Origin of the sequence: Catenulispora pinistramenti (assembly GCF_018274385.1) — a bacterium.
In the GTDB taxonomy this organism is placed as follows: domain Bacteria; phylum Actinomycetota; class Actinomycetes; order Streptomycetales; family Catenulisporaceae; genus Catenulispora; species Catenulispora pinistramenti.
In genome coordinates this window covers 1-16,419 of sequence record NZ_JAAFYZ010000102.1, presented here as the reverse complement: position 1 = coordinate 16,419, position 16,419 = coordinate 1, and the positions used below count along the sequence as shown (strand labels likewise).

Genomic DNA, 16,419 nt, shown 5'->3' with positions numbered 1-16,419 from the left:
CGCGGTGCAGGCCGGACATGCGGTTCAGGCCAGCAGTGCGCTGCCGAAGTGGTCGGCGGCGTCCTTCACCCCGGGCAGCACGAAGAAGTAGCCGCCGCCGACCGGCGAGATGTAGTCCACCAACGGCTCGTCGATCAGCTTGGTCTGCACGAACTCGAACTGGCGCTGGATGTCCTGCTGGTAGGCGACGAACGCCAGGCCCATGTCGAGGTCGCCGACCGCGTCGAAGCCGCGGTCGTAGTTGTAGCCGCGGCGCAGGATCCGGTTCCGGTCGGTCTCCGGGGTGCGCGGGTTGGCCAGCCGGATGTGCGCGTCCAGCGGGATGTTGGCGCCCTTGGGGTCCTTCGCGTACTGCGGGACGTCGGCCTGCGCGGCGCCGTCCAGCGGGGCCCCGGTGTCCCGGCGGCGGCCGATCATCTTCTCCTGCTCCAGCAGCGACACCCGGTCCCAGAACTCGACCAGCATCCGGATCCGCCGCACCACCTGGTAGCTGCCGCCGGCGGCCCAGGCCGGCTCCGGCCCGCCGGGCTGGACCCAGACCAGGTAGTCGAACTCGTGGTCGGTCTGCGGGTTCGCGATGCCGTCGTGGAAGCCGAGCAGGTTGCGCTGCGCCCCGGTCGGCCGCGGATCGTTGGCCCAGCCGTCGACGCGGTACTTCAGCTGCATGCCGGAGCGGGTGTGCTTGGCGATGTCGCGGATGGCGTGCACCACGGTGTCCTGGCTGTCGGCGCAGATCTGCAGCGACAGGTCGCCGTGGCACTCGGCCGGGTCCAGGTTGTCGTTCGGGAAGGTCTTCATCGGCGTCAGTCGCGCGGGCTTCTTGCCGGCCAGCCCGAAGCGCGCGTCGAAGAGCGAGGCGCCGACGCCGAGCGTGACGGTCAGCCCGTCGGCCGGGACCGTGGGACCCAGGATGCCGCTGTCCGAAGGCGGAGCGCCGACGCCGAGGTCGGGCGGCGTGCCGCCGGCGGTCAGGAACCGGGCCCGCTCGGTGAGGGTCTGGAACAGGGCGGTCAGCTCGGCCTTGTCGGCGGCGATGACGTCGAACACGGCGAGCGTGAGGTGCTTCTGCGCCGGCGTGGTGACGCCCTGCTGGTGCGCGCCGTGGAACGGCAGGGCCCGGCCGGAGCCGGTGGCGCCGGCGCCGGCGGCCGGGGCGGCGTCGGCCGAGGCCTTGTCCATGGCGAAGCCGGTGGCCCCGACGACCGCGGCGCCCGCGACACCGGCCGCCGCGCCCTTGAGCATCGCGCGGCGCGCGAAGGCTTTGTGGTCGAAGGGGCAGGTGGCGGCCTGGGCGGTGGCGGCCTGGACGGTGGCAGCCTCCTGCGAGGCGGCCTCAGGGGTCTGGTTCTGCTCGGTCATCTCAAAGCACTTTCATCTGCGGAGTCGGCGGTCGGCGTTCCGGGGGCGGGCGTCAGACCCCGCTCACGTCGCCTTCCGGATCTCCAGCAGGTCCGGCACCACCGACAGCTGCTCCAGCAGCTCCCCCAGCGTCCCGTTCAGCTTCTGGCGCGCCGCCGGGTCGAGCTGGGCCACCGGGGTCCAGGTGCCGTCGGGCTGTTTGGCCGCGTTCACGACCGTGCCGAAGCGGTCGAGCCAGCTGTCGATCCCGGCCAGCCCCCGCGGGTCGCGGGCCTGGACCAGGGGCCTGATCACGCTCAGCACCTCGCGGGTGCCGGTCAGGTTGGCGTCGGCGGTGGCCAGCGTGCTGCCCGAGCCGTAGTCGGCGTCGCCGGTGAGCTGGAACTGGAGGGTGTTCTCCAGGATCTCGTGGGCCCGCAGCGGCAGGTCGGCGGGGTCGAAGTCCTGCTTGGGCCAGTCGCCGACCAGGCCGTGGACGTCGGCGGCCAGCTGGTCGGCGACCGGGGCCAGGGCCGCCGCCGCCTCGCCGTGCCAGAGTCCGTACTCCAGGCGGTGGAAGCCGGTGAAGTCCGGGTCCTGGACCTTGCCGGTGAGGCCGTCGGCGCGGCCGTCGATCTTCTTGTCCCAGTCCTGGAAGGTGCCGTACGCGGCGCCGAGCCGGTTGTACGCCAGGTGCGCGGTCAGCCAGTCCTGCTCGGCCTTCGGCAGGTCGCCGGCGTCCACGTCCTGCTTCAGCGTGTCGGTGTAGCCGGCCAGCTCGCTCAGGTGCGAGGTGACATAGGCGCGATACTGGTCCAGCGGGGCTTCCAGGTCCTTCTCGGTGATCGGCACGACCGCGGTCGTGCTGCTGCCGGTGCCGCTGGCCCGCTTGGACTCCGAGGTGACCGCGTCCTTGCCGTTCGGGACGCAGCGCCAGGCATACGTGCCGGTGCCTATCGTGGCGGTCATCGGCCGGGTGGTGCCCGGCGCCAGGCCCTCGATCTCGCCGTAGACCGCACTGCTCGACGGGTCCATCAGGTAGACCTCGGCCGCCACGTCGCCGGTGTTCTTCATCTGGAACACGTGCTCGCCGGTGGTCAGGTCGCCGAAGCCCTTGCCGCAGGACGCCGAGGAGACCTCGATGGTCTGCGCGCCCTTGCTCCCCGAGTCGGGGCCGACCGCGACGATCACGGCGCCGGCGACCACCGCCGGGACCGCGACGATCGCGGTGCCCAGGGCCCAGCGCGGGGTCGGCTTGCGGGAGGCGGGGGCAGGAGCCGAGGCGGCCGGGGTGGCAGCCGGTTCAGGGACTTCAGGGTTCTGAACCGGCGTGACCGCCTCGGCGGTCTTGGGAGCGGGACGGACCGCCGCAGCGGCCGGCCGCAGGTAGAAGAACATCACCGGCGCCAGGTACGCCACGTAACCGACCACCGACAGCCAGGTCATCTTCGGCGTCAGGTTCAGCGTCCCGGCGACCACCTGCGAGTACCAGGCGTTCGGGTCCAGGTGCGCGGTCAGGTCCCAGGCGTAGGACGTGAACCCGCCGACGGCGCCGCTCTCCTGCAGGTCCGTCAGCCCGTAGGCGAGCACCCCGGCCGCGATGACCACCAGCACGAACCCGGTGATCTTGAAGAACCGGGCGAGGTTCAGCTTCAGCGCCCGGTGGTACAGCCCCCAGCACAGCAGCGCGGCCACCGCGATCCCGGCGACCGCCCCGATCCCCGGCCCGCTCTTCTCGTGCGCGGTCTGGGCCGTCGTCCACAGGAACAGCGCGGTCTCCAGGCCCTCACGCGCCACCGCCGCGAACGCCGTGAACACCAGCATCCCGGTGCTGGCGCCCAGGGCGGCGGCCAACTTCGCCTTCAGGTCCCCGGACATCGAGGCGCTGGCCCGCCGCATCCAGAACACCATCGTGGTGACGAACGTGACCGCCAGCAGCGCCATCACGCCGCCGAAGACGTCCTGCGCCTTGGGCGGCAGATGCGCGGAGGTGAAAGTGAGGACCGCCGCGAACGACAGGCTCAGCGCGGCGGCCGCCGCGACCCCCAGCCACACCGACCCCGCGCGGTCCCGGCGCCCGGCCTTGGCCAGCGAGGCGAGCAGGATGGAGACGACGAGCCCGGCTTCCAACCCTTCTCGGAGTCCGATCAGGAAACTCGGGAAGGCATCCGACAGCACCGCGCCCCGCCCCTTCTGGTCACCCGGCGTCCGCCGATTGAAGTTAGGTATGCCTTAACGAACTAAGGCGTGCCTAAGTTAGCAGGACAGCGCGGGTGGCGGTCAACGTGGCGAGGCCCGGCGCAGCGGTGACTTGCGTCTCAGGAGGCTTGGGCGGCCGGGTCAGGCGTCGCCGGTGGCCACGGGGTGTGACGGGTCGGAAGCCCAGCCGCTCCAGGAGCCCTCGTACAACGCCACGCTCTCCGGGGAGATGCCGGCCACGGCCATCGCCAGGATCTCGTGCGTCGCGGTGACGCCGGAACCGCAGTACACGGCGACCCCGTCCGCGTCCCACGCCTGGCTTCCCAGGCGGTCGAAGCGCTCCTTGAGCGCGACGGCCGACAGGAAGCGGCCGTCCGGGTCCAGGTTCTCGGTGGTCGGCGCCGACACCGCCCCGGGGACGTGCCCGGCGGCCGGATCGACCGGCTCGGTCTCGCCCCGGTAGCGGGCCCCGGCGCGAGCGTCCAGCAGCGTTCCGGACGCGGCGACCGCGGCGGCGCCGTCGTGGTCCAGCACGGCGAACACGCCGCGCTCGGCCGGCGCGAAGTCGCCTTCGGCGGCCCCGGCGACCCCTGCGGCCCCTGCGGCCCCTGCTGGCGGCTCGCCCTGCTCGACCGGCCCGCCGGCCGCGCTCCAGGCCGCGAAGCCACCGTCCAGGACCCGCACGTCGGGGTGGCCGTGGTGGCGCAGCAACCACCAGGCGCGGGCGGCCTGGGTACTGTCGCCACCGTCGTACACGACGACCGGCCGGTCGGTGCGGACCCCGGCGCGGCGCATCGCGGCGGCGAAGCGCTCCGGGTCCGGCAGCGGATGCCGACCGCGGGCCCCGACCGGCGAGTCAGGGTGCTCAGCCAGGTCCTGGTCCAGGCTGATGTAGCGCGCGCCCGGGATGTGCCCCTTCAGGTACTCCCCGTGCCCGTACTCGCTGGGCTCGCCGAGCTTCCAGCGGATGTCCAGCACGATCGGCGCCTGGTCGGCGTGGTCGGCGTGGTCAGCCTGTTCGGCGGGGTCGACGGCCAGGTCGGCGGCGAGCTGATCCGTGCTGATCAGCGGAGAGGTCTCAGGTTCGCGCATAGTCGCCATACTGGCACTCATCCGGAGGCGACTGCCCCCGCCCCGAACACCAACAACGGGATCTCCTGCTCAGCCGCCGACAGCGACCCGTGCATCCCCAACAGCCGGGACTCCAGCTTCTCCCGCCGTGTGGCCACCACAGCCCAGTCCGCCAACAGCGCCGCGACCACGTCCCCGATCCGCGGCGCCAGCCGCTCGTCCACCGCCTCCGGCGGGCCGAACCAGCCCTCGTAGATCGCCTCGTCCCGCGACCGCACCACGGCCACGTCCTCCAGCGCCTCGCGCCAGATCTGCAGCACGTCGCGCGCCGCGCCCGGCTTCGCGTACACGTGCCGGGCCCGGCCCTCGCCGCCCAGCAGCCGCACGCCGACCTGGAGCTCCGGGTCCTCGTCCACGTCCACGCGCCGGTCGGCCGGGACGTCGACCATGCCGTGGTCGGCGGTGACGTACAGCGTGGTGCCCGCCGGGAGCCGGTCGACCAGTTCGCGGACCGTGGCGTCCACGACCGCCAGCTGGCCGCGCCAGCTCTCGGAGTCGACGCCGTTGAGGTGGCCGGCGGCGTCGAGGTCCGCGTAGTAGAGGTAGACCAGGGCTCGGGCGTCGCGGTCGGCGGCGTCCTTGAGCGTCTCCAGGGCGCCTGCCACGCGGTTGGGGAGGGATTCGGCGCCGGTGAAGGCGCCGCCGCGCAGCACCGAGCGGGTCAGGCCGGAGTCCTGGAAGCGGGCCGCGGTGACCTGGGTGACTTCGATGCCTTCGCGTTCGGCGCGCTCGAAGACGGTCTCGTGCGGCTGCCATTCCAGCGGGTCGACCGGGACGTCCCAGCGCAGGAGGTTGATCATCCGGGAGGTGCCGGGGACCAGGACGCGGTAGCCGAGCATGCCGCTGGCCCCGGAGGGCAGGCCGGTGCCCAGGGAGCCGATGCTGGCCGCGGTGGTGGAGGGGAAGCCGGCGGTCAGGTCGCGGTTGGCGCGCAGGGCCTTGGCCAGGTAGGGCGCGAGTTCGGCGTTGCGCTCGATGAGGCGGGCACCCATGCCGTCGACCAGGAAGACGCAGGCGCGGCGGGTCGGGGCCAGGCCGAGGGGGTTGGGCGCGCCGGGGACGCCGAGGGCGGCCAGGACGGCGGGGAGGAGGTCGGACAGGGCGCCGCGGCCGTAGGCGGGCAGGACGAGATCGGACCGGTCGGGACCGGACCCTCCGGGCGGGTTCACGCGGTTCGGTACCCCGGCCTCAGCGCCCGGACCGGGTGCCGGCGGCGGTGCCGGTGTCGGTGACGACGTCGGTCAGCGCGCGGGCGAAGGCCAGGGTCTCGGCCACCGCGTCGGCGCCGTCGGCCTCGGCCGAGACCCGGATCATCACGTCGTCGGCGGTGGCGGTGCCGGTGTAGCCGTGGTCGGCGTCGCAGTGCGGGTCGCCGCAGTTGGCCGGCTCCAGGTCCAGCCGGCTCACCACGCCCCAGCCGATGGTCAGCACCACCTCGCGCGGCGGGGTGCCGGGCCGGTGGCTGGCCGGGTCCTCGACCACCCGGCTGACCACCACCGAGGAGATGCGGTGCAGGGGCACGGTCTCGGTGGAGGTGGTCGCGTACGCCTTCGCCCCGGCCACCGCGTCCGGGGAGCCGGGCGGCACCGGGGCCATCGGGTCGTCGGAGCCGTACTCGTCGGTGTGCCCGGCGATCAGCCTGGTCGGGGTCACGGCCAGCACGGTGACGTGCCTTCGCACCTCGTCGGCGTCGAAGGTGGTCTCCTGGTGCACGAGATGGCCGAGCACCGCCTCGGAGCCGACCGCGTCCTCGACGGCCTCGGCCACCAGCGCGGGGTAGTAACCGCTGCGCTCGATGGCGGCGATCAGGTCGCCGTGGGCGGGACGGGCTGACGAGGACGGCTGCGAGTTGGGCATGGGTCCATCCTGACACCTGCGGGCCCGGCTGCGGGCCCCATGCCGCACGGAAGCGTGACGCGCGGGGCCGTTATCACCCGATTATCGGGCGCGATCGCTCACGGCGGACAGGTGGACGGTGATCGGCGGCGGGCCCGCGGGCCCTACCTGTTCGCGTCCAGGACCGCGTCCCAGGCCATCTTCGGGTCCATGCCATCGCCCCCCGGCGAAGCTGTCCGCGCCGTTGGAGGACAAGTCCACCCGCCGCGCCCGAACTCGTCGCACCGCCCGAGCTCACCGCCGATGAACTCGTATCGCCGACCGCCGCATCCGCCGCCGTCGTGCTCGCCGTCGTGGCGGACGGCGCCCCGGTGGTCGCTGCCGATTGCGCCGAACCGCTGCTCGACGTGCTCGAACATCCCGCGAGCGCCACGCCCGCGAACGCCAGCCCGGCCATGATCCTGGCCTTCGTACACCCTCCCCAGTCACCTGACATTTCCATCCGTCTAGACGTGCGAAAGCTTAGGAGGTTGCCTACTCCGCGCCCTCCTGCACCACGCTGTCGGAACGACGCGCAACAATAGGGCGTCACCCGCATCGCAGCGCGAGAAGCAGGAGCCGCACCGAAGATGGCACGCCGCAGCACCACCCCGGAGCCCGACGAGGATTTCGAGGAACGCATCGTCGACATCGATGTCGCCGACGAGCTCTCCGACTCGTATCGGGAGTACGCGTACTCGGTCATCTACTCGCGCGCCCTGCCCGACGCGCGCGACGGGCTCAAGCCGGTCCATCGCCGGATCCTGTTCCAGATGAACGACATGGGCCTGCGGCCCGATCGCGGCTACGTCAAGAGCGCACGGGTCGTCGGCGACGTGATGGGCAAGCTGCACCCGCACTCCGACACCGCGATCTACGACTCGCTGGTGCGCATGGCGCAGTCCTGGGCGATGCGCATCCCGCTGGTCGACGGGCACGGCAACTTCGGCTCCCTGGGCGGCGACGACCCGCCGGCGGCCATGCGGTACACCGAGGCCCGGCTCTCGCCCGCGGCGATGATAATGACCGACTCCATCGACGAGGACACGGTCGAGTTCGGGCCGAACTACGACGGCCAGGAGCAGGAGCCGCAGGTCCTGCCCTCGGCGTTCCCCAACCTGCTGGTCAACGGCGCCGCCGGGATCGCGGTCGGGATGGCCACCAACATGGCCCCGCACAACCTGGGCGAGGTGGTGGCCGCCGCCCGGCACCTGATCAAGCACCCGGACGCCACCTTGGACGACCTGATGCGGTTCGTCCCGGGCCCGGACCTGCCCACCGGCGGTCAGATCATCGGCGAGCAGGGCATCCGGGACGCCTACGAGACCGGCCGCGGCGTGTTCAAGATGCGCGCCACCGCCTCGATCGAGAAGGTCACGCCGCGCCGCGAGGGCATCGTGGTCACCGAGCTGCCCTTCAACACCGGCCCGGAGAAGGTGATCGCCAAGGTCAAGGAGCTGGTGCAGGCCAAGAAGATCCAGGGCATCACCGACCTGAAGGACCTGTCCGACCGGTTCAACGGCCTGAAGCTGGTCATCGAGATCAAGGCCGGCTTCAACCCCGAGGCGGTCCTGGAGCAGCTGTACAAGCTGACCCCGCTGGAGGAGTCCTTCGGCATCAACAACGTGGCGCTGGTCGACGGCCAGCCGCTGACGCTGGGCCTGAAGGAGCTGCTGGAGGTCTACCTCGACCACCGCTTCGAGGTGGTCCGGCGCCGCACCGAGTTCCGCCGCACCAAGCGCATGGACCGGCTGCACCTGGTCGAGGGCCTGCTGATCGCGCTGATCGACATCGACCGGGTGATCCGGCTGATCCGGGAGTCCGACGACGCCGCGGCGGCCAAGGAAAACCTGATGGCCGCCTTCGCCTTGTCGGATAAGCAGGCCACGTACATCCTGGACACGCCGCTGCGCCGGCTGACCCGCTTCGACTCCCTGGAGCTGGAGTCCGAGCGGGACAAGCTGACCGGTGAGATCAGGGACCTGACGGCGATCCTGGAGTCCGACGCCCTGCTGCGCAAGGTGGTCTCCGACGAGCTGGCCGCCATCTCCAAGCAGTTCGCCACCCCGCGCCGCAGCGTCCTGGTCGAGGGCGCGCTGCCGGTGTTCGAGGCCCGGCCGCTGGAGATCAGCGACGACCCGGTGGCGGTCCTGCTGTCCGCGACCGGCCTGCTGGCCCGCACCGCCTCCGGCTCGACCAAGATCGGCGCCGGCGGTGAGCGCGGCAAGAACGACTCCGTCGCCTCGATCGTGACCTCGACGATAAGAGGCGAGGTCGGCGCGGTGACCACGACCGGCCGGCTGATCCGGTTCCCGGTGATCGACCTGCCGGTGCTGCCGGACTCGGCGGCCAAGGCGGCGCCGAGCCTTTCCGGCGGCGCCCCGGTGTCGGAGTTCGTCCGGCTGGACGAGGACGAGCGGGTGCTGTGCCTGTGCTCGCTGAACCCCGAGTCCCCGGGCCTGGCCCTGGGCACGGTCCAGGGCGTGGTGAAGCGGGTCACCCCGGACTACCCGAAGAACCGCGACTCCTTCGAGGTCATCACCCTCAAGGACGGCGACACCGTGGCCGGCGCCACGGAACTGCTCACCGGCGAGGAGGAGCTGACGTTCATCACCGACGACGCGCAGCTCCTGAAGTTCTCGGCGTCGCTGGTCCGGCCGCAGGGCTGCCCGGCCGGCGGCATGGCCGGCATCAGCCTGGGGCAGGACGCCTCGGTGATCTTCTTCGGCGCGGTCGACCCCGGGCAGGACGGCCTGGTGGTGTCGATGGCCGGCTCCGACGACGCCCTGGTCGACACCGCGACCACGATCAAGGCCACGCCGTTCGACCTGTACCCGACCAAGGGCCGGGCCACCGGCGGCGTGCGCTGCCAGCGCTTCCTGAAGGGCGAGCACCGGCTGGTGGCCGCCTGGGCGGTGAACGCGCCGGCGTACGCCTGCACGGAGAACGGCACGCCGGTCCCGCTGCCGCCGGTGGACCCCCGCCGCGACGGCTCGGGGACTCCGGTGGAGGTGCCCATCGGGTACGTGACGAGCCCGGCCAAGGCCGGCTGAGCTCCGGGCTGACCGGTGTCCGGTGGCCGCCCCCTCGGGGTGGCCACCGGAGCTGGGACGGGAGCACCGTCGTCCCCGCGCCTGGGGCACGCGGCGGGACGTCCTCTCCCCCGGTCCGTGTGTGGCAGGACCGGAGTCCCGTCGTGGGACGACGGTGCTCCCTCATCAGCGGTGGTGGAGTCCGGGCGGAGGCCACCGCTGGGGTCCGGACCGCTCCTCGGGGTCCGCCGAGGGGTCCGGGGTCTGCGGTCTGTTGTCTGGGGTCTGTTGTCTGGGGTCTGTTGTCTGGGGGTCTGCGGTCTAGGGCCCGGGCCCGATTACACCGACGTCTCCGCCGCGGCTCCGACGCCCGCGCTCTCGGCGTCGGAGTCCGCCAGCAGCCTGCCGTCGCCGATGGTGATCACCCGGTCGGCGAGGTCCATCATCAGCGGGTCGTGCGTGGCCACCAGGGCGGTCACGTTCTCCGCCGCGACCACGGCGCGCAGCAGCCGCATCACCGCGCGCCCGGTCTCGGAGTCCAGCTGGCCGGTCGGCTCGTCGGCGATCAGCACCCGCGGCGAGTTGGCCAGCGCCCGGGCCAGCGCCACCCGCTGTTGCTGGCCGCCGGACAGCTCGCCGGGCCGCTGCTTCATGTGGTCCCCGAGGCCGACCATGTTCAGCAGCAGCTCCACGCGCTCCTCCCGTTCGGCGACGGCGGTCTTGCGCAGGCGCAGCGGAATGCCGACGTTCTCAGCCGCGGACAGGATGGGGATCAGCGCGAAGGACTGGAACACGAACCCGAACAGGTCCCGGCGTAGCGCCGCCAGCTCCTTCTCCCCCAGGTTCCGGCCCGGTCCGGCGAGTTGCCTGCCGTCCACGGCGATCCGTCCGGCGTCCGGCTTGTCCAGGCCGCCGATCAGGTTCAGCAGCGTGGTCTTGCCCGAGCCGGAGCGGCCGACGATCGCGCACAGCTGCCCCTCGGGCACCGTGAACGACACGTCCTCGACCGCGTGCACCGCGTTCTCCCCCGAGCCGAACGTCCGGCGCAGCCCTTCGATCTCGATCATGTCCCCCACCGGACTAGTCCTCCTCGCTCGGCGCGCTGGTGGAACCCGCGGAACCGGCAGAACCGGCGGAGCCCGCGGCACCCTGCACCAGGTCCGGCCACACCCCGATGTGGTCGGAGTTCTTCGCCACCCGCACCCGGTCCTTCATCCGCAGCGCGTCCAGGTACTCCTTCGGCAGCTGCACCCGGCCGGCCCGGTCCAGGACCGCGAACTGCTCGGCCGTCGAGTCCTCCCCGCCGCGCCGCAGCAGCTCGGTCGAGGTGCGGCCGTCGCGGATCTCCACGGTGCGCTGGACCTGGTCGGTCACCTCGTGGTCGTGGGTCACCACCACGATGCTGACCCCGAGCTCGCCGTTCGCGGTGCGCAGCGCGTCGAACACCTGCTGGCTGGTGGCCGAGTCCAGCTCACCGGTCGGCTCGTCGGCGAACACCACCTCGGGGTCGTTGGCCAGCGCCACCGCGATCGACACCCGCTGCTGCTCGCCGCCGGACATCTGCCCGGGACGCCGGTCGGCGCAGCGGGCGACGCCCAGCAGGTCCAGCAACTCGGTGGAGCGGCGCCGCGCGTACTTGCGCTTCTTGCCGGCGAATCCCATCGGCAGCGCGACGTTGTCCGCGGCGTTCAGGTACGGCAGCAGGTTGCGCGCGGTCTGCTGCCAGATGAAGCCGACCGTCTCGCGCCGGTAGCGCAGCCGGTCGCGGCCCTTCATGGTGAGCAGGTCGTAGCCGCCGACCTTGGCCACCCCGGCGGTCGGGGTGTCGAGCCCGGACAGGATGTTCAGCAGCGTGGACTTGCCGCTGCCGGAGGCCCCGACGATCGCCACCAGCTCCCCGGCCCGCACCAGCAGGTCCAGACCCTGCAGGGCCTGGACCTCGATGCCGTCGGTCTTGTAGATCCGGACCAGGTTGTCGCAGACGATCTTGGCGTCCCCGCCGTAGACCTCTTTGGGCCGCGTCGCCGCGAGCTCAAGCTCCTGAAGGGTGCTCATGCGCGTTAGGACGAGCGGTCCCGCTGTGCGCGTTGCGGTCGTTATGGAACGGTGACCATCCGCTCGGGTGCGCCCCGACGGTGTCCGGCAGCCAGCCGGGCTCGCCGATCAGGCCCTTGTGCAGCGAGCCGCTGACCTGGTGCCGCGACGGGCCCTCGGAGCTGCGGAACCAGCCGCGCAGGATGTGGATGTCCGGGACCTCGCGCTTGCACCAGGCGACCAGCGAGTCCAGCACCGCGTTGCGCTCGCCGCTGACCCGCATCATCCGCGGGAACGCCGCCGGGAAGGTGACCGCGTTCTTCATATCGGCGACCACGCCGTGCGCCAGGTTGGAGGCGGTGCTGGCGCGGTCGTGGCTCTGCGGCCAGGGCGCCCCGAGCCGCAGGCCCTCGGTCTCCGGCTCGCCGAGCAGCACCACGTCCACCGTCCGGCCGTCCGGGGCGCCGAAGCTGATCCGGCCGGCCCGGGCCCAGACGTACAGGCGGGTCAGCGGCAGGTCGCGCACCAGGGCGCCGGAACCCTCGCGCCAACGGAGCAGCTGGACGCGCCCGGGCCCGGAGTCGTCCCAGTCCTCGCGGGCGACCGTGCGCAGCGCGCACACCTCATGGCCGTGGACGGCGGGGAAGCCGTAGCGACGGGCTTCCGGGGCGGTTGCTTCGGCGGCTTCTTCGGGTTGCCGGGTCTCGGACATGGCCACACCTACCTATCAGGGCGCACCCCCCGAGCTTCCTTCCTGCCACCATCGTGAACCCGCCGGCCGGCAAACGCGAGCGGTGTGGGGGGTGCGCTTTCGGCGTTAGGGTCGAAGACATGCGTGACGATCAACTTCCGGCACCCCAGCCCCACGCGTGTTCGGTGTTGTCCCGGGAACTGGGCGAACCAGTGGCCGGGACCGGGGCGGTGGCCGGGGCGTGGCTGCTGCTGGAGCAGCCGGGGCCGTGGGGGCGGGCGGCCGTCACCGAGAGCCGGCTGGACCCGGGGCTGGGCGCCGAGCTGGAGGGCCGGACGGCCGGGACCGGCATCCGGCTGGCGCTGATCCGCCGGGTGGAGGACCATCACGAGCACGAGCCGGCGCATCGGCGGTGGTACGCGGCTTCGACGCATCCGAAGCGGACGTGGCTGGCCACCGGGGTGGTGGCGTATCCGACCGACCTGCTGAAGATCGACTTCGCCGCGCTGGACGCCGGGGATCGGCGGGCGGTGAAGGCTCTGGAGCACTCGTTCCTGGATGCGCCGCTGCTCGGGGTGTGTACGAACGGGAAGCGGGATGCCTGCTGCGCGACGGTGGGGCGGCGGGTCGCGGTCGAGGTGGAGGCGCTGGAGGCGGCCGCTTCAGCCACTCCGGCGACTTCAGCCGTTTCGGCGGCTCCGGCGGCTCCGGCATCATCCGGGCCGGATACCGACGCCACGCCGCCCTCGATCTGGGAGATCACGCACCTCGGCGGGCACCGGTTCGCGCCGACCGCGGTGGTTCTGCCGTCCGGGTACTCCTACGGCCGGCTGGACCCGGCCTCGGCCTCCCGGGTGCTGGCCTGGGCCCGGCAGGGGCGGATGGTCGTGGACGGCTGCCGGGGACGCTCGACATGGTCGCGTCCCGGGCAGGTCGCGGAGCTGGCGGTGCGGGACGTGCTGGGCGAGTCCGCGGACGGCGTGCTCGCGGTCGCGTCGGTGACGGCCACCGCCGGCGACCCGGAGCCGGCCTGGACGGCGGTCGTCGAGCACGAAGACGGCCGGGCCTACCAGGTCTCGGTCCGGGGCTCGTACGCGCCGGTCCCGCGTCCGGAGAGTTGCGGCAAGGCCGACGGCACACCGCTGGAGCTGCGGGCGGACGGCGTCGATAAGATCCGTTGATATGACTGACGTTCCGTTGACCGGGATCAAGAACGCACGTGACATCGGCGGGCTGCGGACGGAGTCGGGGGCGGTCGTCCAACCGCTGCGGCTGCTGCGCACGGCGCGCCTGAACCGGCCGACGGAGGCGGACCGGGCCTGGCTGGCGTCGATCGGCCTGCGCACGGTGATCGACCTGCGGCAGCCGTTCGAGATCGCGGCCTGGCCGGACGACCTCGGCGACCTGCCGGTCGAGCGGGTCAACGTGGCCCCGACACTGGACAGCTCCGGCGACGGGACGTTCTTCGACCTCTACCTGCTGTGGCTGGACCGCAGCGGCGACGCGTTCGCCGCCGCGGTGAAGGCGCTGGCCCGGCCCGGCGCGCTGCCGGCACTGGTGCACTGCACGGCGGGCAAGGACCGCACCGGGGTGCTGGTGGCGATGGTGCTGGACCTGCTCGGGGTCGGCGACAAGGCGATCGTCGCGGACTACCTGATATCGAACGAGAACCTGTCGACGGATCCAGGGGACATCATCTTCGAGCACCCGATCAGCGAGGAGCTGATCTCCGGGTCGCTGGCGCACGTGCGGGAGCGCTTCGGGAGCGTCGCGGGGTACCTGACAGCGCACGGTGTGACCGACGAGGAGATCGCCGCGCTGCGGGACGGGCTCCTGGGCGGGTAGCGGTCTCAGCTCTCGAAGGACCTCAGCCCTCGAAGAACCTCGGCCCTGGAAGAACCTCGGCCCTGGAAGGGACCTGACCTCAGCCCTCGAAGAAGTCGCCGAGGTGCAGGTCGATGGCGATGAGCCCGTCGTCGCCGGCGGCGATGAGCAGCCCGTCGCCGCCGAGCGCCAAGGCCTTCGGCGCCCAGCCGAGCGGGATGGGGCGCCCGGTGCGGGCGTCGTCGAGGTCCCAGACCGTGACGTAGCCGTCGGACCAGGCCACCGCGGCGACCGGGCCCAGCTCGGTGAGCGCGGCCGTGACGGCGGTGACCGGCACTCCGCGGTCCTCCACCGGCAGCAGGCTGGCGTCGGCCGGCACCGCCCACAACCGGAAGGTGCCGTCCTGCCCGCCGGACAGCGCGAACAGCACGTCCACCTCGGGCATCCAGATGGCCGCCACCGCGGTCACCGCCCCGGAGTGCTGGTCCTCGGGATCGGCGATCAGCTCCTCGGTCCCGGCGTGCCAGACGTGGACCCGGCCGTCCGCGGCGCCGAACACCAGCGCCTCGCGCGCGACCGCCACCGCGGTCACGACGGTCTCGGGCAGCACGTCGCGCACCGCCGCCACCGCCCCGCGCGGAGCCCCCGGGCCCAGCGCGGCCAGGCGGCGGCTGGAGTCGGTGAGGACCAGGCTGGGCGCGGCGTCCACGACGGCCGCGGTGCGGGCCTTGACCATCACCGGCGCCGCCGGACGCCCGACGATCCGACCGCTGCGCGGGTCGAGGCGGTAGGCGCGGGCCAGGTCGTCGATGGCGACCAGGACCTCCGGCGGGACCGGCTCCGGGTCGGGGAGCCAGGCACTGGCCGACGAGGAGGTGACCGGGGTGAGGAGGATGCCGGGGCTGGCGTGGGTGGCCGGGGGCGCTTCGACGAGTTCGGCGACGGCGGTCGGCTGACCCGGGTGGCCTGCCTGGCCTGATTCGCCGAGCTGGCTTGGCTCATTCGGCTGGCTCGTCGGCGCGGCGCTGGGATCGGCGGGCTCGGACCCGCCGATGCCCGCTGCCGCGCCAAGGCCGTCGTTCTCGGCACCGGCTTCCGGCCCGGCGGCCAATCCCGCCGCAACACCGGCACCCGGTACCGCGTTGACATCGACCACCGCGGCCGGCGGATCCACCAGCCCCGCCGCCACCGCGAGCGCCGCCACCGGCCCCGGCCACGGCATGGGGCGCGGCGTGTCCGGCGGCAGCGGACGCCACCCGGCCCAGCGGGTGAACCACGGGATCGGGTCGCCGACGGTCGCGCCGTCCGAGGGCCGCGTTCCGCGCGTGTAGGGCGCGACCGCCTCGGCCAGCGAGTGGTCGCCCACCGCGAGCGCCGCGCCGTGCAGGATCGCCGCCCGCTCGGGGATGGTCGTGGAGTTGGTCAGCGCCTGCCCGGCGACCCGCCAGGCCGCCCGCGTCCCCGGCGCGACCGCGCTGCCGAGCGCGTCGATGGCCGTGGACAACGCGGGCTGCTGCACCAGTACCAGGTTCGCCGGCTCCAGCACGATCTGGTCCGCGATGCCCTCGCGGAACGCGACGTCGAACGGCACCGCCGCGAGCTTCCACGGCCGCTCGTCGCTGGCGGCCAGCAACCCGGCGTGCCGGTGCGAGGCCAGGCTCAGGATCTCGCGCGCCTTGGTGGGGTTCGGGTACGCCTGCGGGGCCGCCGCGCCGCCGGAGGGCACCAGGTCGTCCAGCCACGCCGCGAACTCGGCCCGATCGGTCCACCGCGCCTCCCCGAGATCGATCACGGTCGCCGGCACCTCGGCCCCGGCCGCGATCTCGGCCACGTCGGTCCGCCCCGACTCCACGATCAGCCGCACCCCCGGGACTGTCAGCAACGGGGCCAGGAGTTCGGAGACCACGGCCTCGCGGGCCGAGCCGTCGCGCAGATGACCGGCGAGATCGAGCTCGGAGATCAGGATCGTGACGCGCGACCAGCGGCCGACGTCGTACCCGGCTATCGTCGAGCTCGCCAGGTCCCAGGTCGCCGATCGGCTGGCCGGGACGCGAGCCCGGTCGGCGGGGTCAGTGTTCGGACTCGGGTCGCTCGGGTCACCGACCGCCGCCACGGCGACAGTCACTTTGGCAGCTGCGTCACCGGCTGCTTCCGGCACCGCGCCCGCACCCGCACCCGCACCCGCACCGAGCTTCAGCCCGCCGCTGAGCCCGTCAGCCGCGACCCCATCCGCGACTCCCGGCCCGAACCCCGAGCCGCCGAGTCCACTCGCGGATTCGCTCCCAGCCCCCGTCA

12 protein-coding genes and 1 pseudogene are annotated in these 16,419 nt (G+C 72.9%); 3 read left to right on the top strand and 10 right to left on the bottom strand.

All coding sequences use genetic code 11. The features are described from left to right. Window positions 1-24: 24 nt before the first annotated feature. The 6 genes from efeB to KGQ19_RS26465 form a co-directional block, all read right to left on the bottom strand. The gene (gene efeB / locus KGQ19_RS26490) at window positions 25-1,359 is read right to left on the bottom strand and encodes an iron uptake transporter deferrochelatase/peroxidase subunit (RefSeq protein ID WP_212013135.1); all 1,335 of its coding nucleotides are present in this window, start codon (window positions 1,357-1,359) and stop codon (window positions 25-27) included. Between the two features lie 63 nt (window positions 1,360-1,422). Continuing rightward, window positions 1,423-3,516, bottom strand: a complete 2,094-nt coding sequence (gene efeU, locus KGQ19_RS26485) for an iron uptake transporter permease EfeU (protein ID WP_212013126.1) — start codon at window positions 3,514-3,516, stop codon at window positions 1,423-1,425. Between the two features lie 162 nt (window positions 3,517-3,678). Continuing rightward, window positions 3,679-4,629, bottom strand: coding sequence for a sulfurtransferase (locus KGQ19_RS26480; protein ID WP_212013124.1), 951 nt, complete (start codon window positions 4,627-4,629; stop codon window positions 3,679-3,681). Between the two features lie 17 nt (window positions 4,630-4,646). Next, window positions 4,647-5,837 carry an alkaline phosphatase family protein gene (locus KGQ19_RS26475; protein WP_212013122.1) on the bottom strand — a complete coding sequence of 397 codons (1,191 nt, stop codon included), beginning with the start codon at window positions 5,835-5,837 and terminating at the stop codon, window positions 4,647-4,649. 19 nt (window positions 5,838-5,856) lie between these two features. Beyond that, window positions 5,857-6,525 carry a DUF5998 family protein gene (locus KGQ19_RS26470; protein ID WP_212013120.1) on the bottom strand — a complete coding sequence of 223 codons (669 nt, stop codon included), beginning with the start codon at window positions 6,523-6,525 and terminating at the stop codon, window positions 5,857-5,859. A 143-nt stretch (window positions 6,526-6,668) separates the two neighbouring features. Next, entirely contained in the window at window positions 6,669-6,923 is a 255-nt protein-coding gene (locus tag KGQ19_RS26465; RefSeq protein WP_212013118.1) for a hypothetical protein, read from the bottom strand. A 210-nt stretch (window positions 6,924-7,133) separates the two neighbouring features. On the opposite strand from KGQ19_RS26465, the gene KGQ19_RS26460 reads away from it, so the two are divergent. Beyond that, window positions 7,134-9,596, top strand: coding sequence for a DNA gyrase/topoisomerase IV subunit A (locus KGQ19_RS26460; RefSeq protein ID WP_212013116.1), 2,463 nt, complete (start codon window positions 7,134-7,136; stop codon window positions 9,594-9,596). Between the two features lie 317 nt (window positions 9,597-9,913). Here the strand turns inward: KGQ19_RS26460 and KGQ19_RS26455 are convergent, their stop codons facing one another. The 3 genes from KGQ19_RS26455 to KGQ19_RS26445 are packed head-to-tail and all read right to left on the bottom strand — an operon-like array spanning window position 9,914 to window position 12,321. Beyond that, window positions 9,914-10,642, bottom strand: coding sequence for an ABC transporter ATP-binding protein (locus KGQ19_RS26455; protein ID WP_212013113.1), 729 nt, complete (start codon window positions 10,640-10,642; stop codon window positions 9,914-9,916). A 13-nt stretch (window positions 10,643-10,655) separates the two neighbouring features. Continuing rightward, a complete protein-coding gene (locus KGQ19_RS26450; RefSeq protein WP_212013111.1) occupies window positions 10,656-11,630 on the bottom strand; it encodes an ABC transporter ATP-binding protein in 975 nt (324 codons plus the stop codon). Next, complete coding sequence (locus tag KGQ19_RS26445) at window positions 11,608-12,321, bottom strand: hypothetical protein (RefSeq protein ID WP_212013109.1); 714 nt, start codon at window positions 12,319-12,321, stop codon at window positions 11,608-11,610. The genes KGQ19_RS26450 and KGQ19_RS26445 overlap by 23 nt, the downstream gene beginning before the upstream one ends. A gap of 119 nt (window positions 12,322-12,440) precedes the next feature. Between KGQ19_RS26445 and KGQ19_RS26440 the strand changes: the two genes are divergently transcribed. Further along, window positions 12,441-13,481 (top strand): ferredoxin family protein, encoded by a 1,041-nt coding sequence (locus tag KGQ19_RS26440; RefSeq protein ID WP_212013107.1) that lies wholly within the window; start codon window positions 12,441-12,443, stop codon window positions 13,479-13,481. 1 nt (window position 13,482) lies between these two features. After that, a complete protein-coding gene (locus tag KGQ19_RS26435; protein WP_212013105.1) occupies window positions 13,483-14,145 on the top strand; it encodes a tyrosine-protein phosphatase in 663 nt (220 codons plus the stop codon). A 79-nt stretch (window positions 14,146-14,224) separates the two neighbouring features. Here KGQ19_RS26435 and KGQ19_RS26430 read toward each other — a convergent pair. Next, window positions 14,225-16,419, bottom strand: a pseudogene (locus KGQ19_RS26430) (hypothetical protein); the annotation flags it as partial.

Coding starts and splice junctions, on each gene's coding strand:
- KGQ19_RS26455 (WP_212013113.1), bottom strand. CDS start 10,642: ATGATCGAGATCGAAGGGCTGCGCCGGACGTTCGGCTCGGGGGAGAAC.
- KGQ19_RS26450 (WP_212013111.1), bottom strand. CDS start 11,630: ATGAGCACCCTTCAGGAGCTTGAGCTCGCGGCGACGCGGCCCAAAGAG.
- KGQ19_RS26445 (WP_212013109.1), bottom strand. CDS start 12,321: ATGTCCGAGACCCGGCAACCCGAAGAAGCCGCCGAAGCAACCGCCCCG.
- KGQ19_RS26465 (WP_212013118.1), bottom strand. CDS start 6,923: ATGTTCGAGCACGTCGAGCAGCGGTTCGGCGCAATCGGCAGCGACCAC.
- KGQ19_RS26440 (WP_212013107.1), top strand. CDS start 12,441: ATGCGTGACGATCAACTTCCGGCACCCCAGCCCCACGCGTGTTCGGTG.
- efeB (WP_212013135.1), bottom strand. CDS start 1,359: ATGACCGAGCAGAACCAGACCCCTGAGGCCGCCTCGCAGGAGGCTGCC.
- KGQ19_RS26435 (WP_212013105.1), top strand. CDS start 13,483: ATGACTGACGTTCCGTTGACCGGGATCAAGAACGCACGTGACATCGGC.
- KGQ19_RS26470 (WP_212013120.1), bottom strand. CDS start 6,525: ATGCCCAACTCGCAGCCGTCCTCGTCAGCCCGTCCCGCCCACGGCGAC.
- KGQ19_RS26480 (WP_212013124.1), bottom strand. CDS start 4,629: ATGCGCGAACCTGAGACCTCTCCGCTGATCAGCACGGATCAGCTCGCC.
- KGQ19_RS26460 (WP_212013116.1), top strand. CDS start 7,134: ATGGCACGCCGCAGCACCACCCCGGAGCCCGACGAGGATTTCGAGGAA.